The sequence below is a fragment of the Citricoccus sp. genome, assembly GCF_032154715.1.
GTDB lineage: Bacteria > Actinomycetota > Actinomycetes > Actinomycetales > Micrococcaceae > Citricoccus.
Window position 1 is genome coordinate 1 of sequence record NZ_JALDXU010000155.1, and the last position, 3,799, is coordinate 3,799.

A 3,799-nucleotide genomic window follows, 5' to 3' on the forward strand; every position below is an offset into this window, starting at 1 on the left:
GACTCTGTCCCTGCTTCGTCGCAGGCAGGGCCGGCCGGCCCCGGGGTACCGGAGGAAAGGACCCAGACCATGCCGAACCACGGTAATGAAGAAGACCGCGAGCGCGAGGAGCCGGTGAGCTTCCAGGACAAGCGCCGGATCGACCCGATGACCGGGAAGGTCCGCGAGCCGGCGGGCCAGCCCGCCGATGCCGCTGCCGCCGCTGAGGACCCGGAGGACACCGCCAACGACGCCGGCCCCGGTGCCGCGGACGCAGACGGAGATGCCCTCTCCCAGGCCGAGCAGATCCTCAACAGCGTTGCGGATGCCTCCGACGAGGGCGTCACCGGCGCCCAGGACCCGGAGCTCGCCAGCGCCACCGCCCGCGAGGAGGAGCTGCGCCATGACCTGTTACGTGTCCAGGCGGAGTTCGTGAACTACAAGCGCCGCGTGGACAGGGACCGGGACGTGTCCAAGGACAACGCCATCCAGTCCGTCCTGACGGCCCTGATTCCGGTGCTGGACGACCTGGACGCCGCGCGCGCCGCGGGAGACCTCGCTGAGGGCCCGTTCGCCGCGATCGCCACCAAGTTCAACTCGGTGCTCACCGGCTTCGGGCTGGAGCGGCAGGACCAGGACTCCCTGGTCGGTCAGCCGTTCGATCCGGCCCGCCATGAGGCCATGCTGCGTCAGCCGAGCCAGGAGATCCCGGAGGAACACGTCGTCCAGGTGTTCCGCAACGGCTACCTCCGCGGTGAGCGCGTCCTGCGCGCTGCCCAGGTGATGGTCTCCGCCGGCGAAGGCTGACCAGGCCTCCGGCAGGCAGGCCCAGCCGGACAGAGCCCACGGGCTGAAACGGAAGAAGCCACAGGACAGACAGGAAAGGAGGCACCATGGCCTCACAGGATTGGGTGGACAAGGACTTCTACGCCGTCCTCGGTGTCTCCAAGGACGCCTCGGAAGCGGACATCAAGAAGGCCTACCGGAAGCTGGCCCGCAAGTATCACCCGGACCAGAATCCCGGTAACGATGCCGCCGAGAAGAAGTTCAAGGAGGTCACAGAGGCCAACTCCGTGCTCTCCGATCCGGAGGAGCGCCAGCAGTACGACGCGATCCGGGCCATGGGATCGGGGGCGCGGTTCTCCGCTCCCGGTTCCGGTGCGGGCGGCCCCGCCGGCGGCGGCTTCGAGGACATGTTCGGAGGCCTGTTCAACACCGGGGCCAGCCGCGGACGCTCCGGACCGACCACCGGGGACATCCCGCCCGAGTTCGCCGATCTGTTCGGCGGCTTCGGCGGCCGGACCGGCGGAGGTGGCTTCGGCGGTCCTCCGACCAAGGGCGCGGATCGGACCGCCAGTACGAGCATCTCGTTCGCCGGGGCGATGCGCGGCACCACCATCTCCCTGCGGGCGGCGGACGGCGAGGTCATCGACGTCCGGATTCCCGCCGGCATCAAGGACGGCCAGAAGGTCCGCTCGCGTGGCAAGGGTTCGCCCGGGGCCGCCGGTGCGGGGGACTTGATCGTCACCGTCAGTGTGAAGGACCACCCGTTCTTCCACCGTGACGGCAACAACCTGCGCGTCCAGGTGCCCATCTCCTTCGACGAGGCCGCCCTCGGCGCCACGATCGAAGTACCCACGCTGGACGGCTCCGTGAAGGTCAAGGTCCCCGCCGGCTCGTCCTCCGGGCGCGTGTTGCGGGTCAAGGGCCGCGGCGTGAAGTCCTCCAAGGGCTCGACGCCGGCCGGAGACCTTCTCGTCGAGCTTCAGGTCGAGGTGCCCACGTCCCTGTCCGATGACGCCCGTGCCGCCGTGGAGGCCTTCGCCGCCGCGACCGCGGGACACCATCCGAGGGCGGGGCTGGCGGACAAGGCCCGGTTGTGACCACCTTCTGGGAGGAACCGATCTACGTCATCTCGGTGGCAGCCGAGCTGGCGGACATGCATCCGCAGACCCTGCGTCAGTATGACCGGATCGGCCTGGTGGTCCCGCAGCGTCAGGGAGGGCGGCAGCGCCGCTACTCCCGGCAGGACGTGGACCGCCTCCGCACCATCCAGCAGCTCAGCCGGGACGGCGTCTCCCTGGAGGGCATCCGCCGGATCGTGGAGCTGCAGGGGGAGGTTGAGCAATTGCAGAACACCGTGGCGGAGCTCGCCGGGCAGATCCAGGCCTTCCAGGCCTACGCCCGCTATCCCCGCGTGTTCACCGCCGGAGCCACCGGTGACGTGACCAGTACCTTCGACGCCGGCTCGGAGGGATCGCAGCACGCCTCCCGGGCCCGGAACGCGGAGACGGCGGCCACCATCGAGCGCGCCCGCCGGGCCGCCCGGTGGCGCCGTCCGGCTGCCGCCCTGACCGCCGCTCCCGGCATCTTCGAGATCACCGCGGACGCCGGCCCCGCCTCTGGCACCACCGCCGGGGGGCGGCACTACCCCGCCGAGGGAGCGGAACCGCGCTCCGGAACAACGTCCACGGTGCGGATATGGAAGCGCCAGGGCTGAGGCCGGAGCGGCCGGTCGCGTCGGTGGCTCGCCGGGACATCTGGGATGCCGCCGAGCGGGAGGCCACCCGGGCTCGCCTCCGGGCGGACATGCGCCGTCGTCAGAGCCTGGGGCCACGCCAGAGATCCGCCCTGGACGGTCTGGTGCACGCGTTGAAGCCAGGTTCCATGGACCGCTCCTACCCGGAGCGGCATCTGCTGGCCTACGATCTCGGCACCACCCTGCGTCCGGCCTCCGCCGCCATCGCCGTGGGGGAGCCGTCCACCGCCAGCCATCTGACCTGGCAGGTCTCCGGCATGGGGATCTTCGTGCATACCGCCATGTGGGGATCCGTCCGGGAGGCCGGCCAATTGTGGGCCGCCCAGCGGGAGGCCGGAGCGCAACGGCCGTGCGTGGTGGCCTGGCTCGGCTATCACCCGCCCGGCCCCCGGGGCGTGCTGTCCGGCCAATCCGCCCTGCGCGGCGGAGCCCGGCTGGCCCGTCACCTGGACGGCTGGTTCGATGTCCGCGCACGGCTCGCTGCGGGCTCCACGTCCACCGCTGGGATCGATGCGGCCGCGCTCCCGCACACTGCTGTGGAAGCCCATTCCTACGGGAGTGTGGTGGCTGCACGGGCACTGCAGATCCTGCAGCGGCGCGAACCGCCGCGCAGCCTGGACGCGCTGGTGGTGTCCGGCGTGGTGGGCCTGCCTCGAGACCTGGCGGGGGATCCCGGGAAGCTGGGGCTGACGGCCGAGCACGTCTATGTGGCCCTGGCGGAGACCGATTACCTGTCCCGGCTCGGGCGGCTTCTCTCGCGGCGGCCACGCTGGACCCGGTTCACACCGCTGGAGGTCGGGGCGGATGGCTCGCGTGGTCTCGCCGGCGTGGTCGGGCACAACACGTCACGGCATCGGCCTGATTCCGGTCCGCTCCACCGCGGCTTCGGCTACCGGGACGTGGGGACCACCTCGCTGTACCGCATCGCCCGCGCGACGGCGGGCCTGCCCCTCGACTGAATCTCGGGCCCTTTCATGGTGCCCCCGAAGACGAGAACGCCCCGTCCTCCGCCGGTCGTGGGCGGGGGACGGGGCGTTTCGCGTTGGCTGGACGGCAGCCAGGCGCCGGTGTCAGCTGGTGGAGGTTCCCCGGCCCGGCTGACGGCCCCGGTTGGCGGGGTCCGTGGCCTGGTCCTGGCCGGACGCCCCGCCAGCGCTGACGTCATTGCTGACGTCATCGCTGACGTCAGCGGTGCCTTCCGGCGTCCAGCCGTCGGCGTAGGTGCCGGTCTCGTAGTCGTAGTCGACCGGTTGACCCTCCTCGTCGGTGCGCTGGTACCAC

General features: G+C 71.2%; 5 protein-coding genes. 4 read left to right on the top strand and 1 reads right to left on the bottom strand.

From position 1 onward, the window contains the following. Positions 1-69: 69 nt before the first annotated feature. The 4 genes from RUH65_RS15440 (at position 70) to RUH65_RS15455 (ending at position 3,477) form a co-directional block, all read left to right on the top strand. On the top strand, positions 70-786 hold the full coding sequence (locus RUH65_RS15440; RefSeq protein WP_313818525.1) for a nucleotide exchange factor GrpE: 717 nt from the start codon (positions 70-72) through the stop codon (positions 784-786). A gap of 86 nt (positions 787-872) precedes the next feature. After that, positions 873-1,862 carry a DnaJ C-terminal domain-containing protein gene (locus RUH65_RS15445; protein ID WP_313818527.1) on the top strand — a complete coding sequence of 330 codons (990 nt, stop codon included), beginning with the start codon at positions 873-875 and terminating at the stop codon, positions 1,860-1,862. Beyond that, positions 1,859-2,479 (top strand): heat shock protein transcriptional repressor HspR, encoded by a 621-nt coding sequence (locus RUH65_RS15450; RefSeq protein WP_313818528.1) that lies wholly within the window; start codon positions 1,859-1,861, stop codon positions 2,477-2,479. The genes RUH65_RS15445 and RUH65_RS15450 overlap by 4 nt, the downstream gene beginning before the upstream one ends. Further along, positions 2,461-3,477, top strand: coding sequence for an alpha/beta hydrolase (locus tag RUH65_RS15455; RefSeq protein ID WP_313818529.1), 1,017 nt, complete (start codon positions 2,461-2,463; stop codon positions 3,475-3,477). The genes RUH65_RS15450 and RUH65_RS15455 overlap by 19 nt, the downstream gene beginning before the upstream one ends. Positions 3,478-3,588: 111 nt before the next feature. Here the strand turns inward: RUH65_RS15455 and RUH65_RS15460 are convergent. Further along, on the bottom strand, positions 3,589-3,799 hold a 211-nt coding region (locus tag RUH65_RS15460), incomplete at its 5' end, for a hypothetical protein (RefSeq protein ID WP_313818530.1).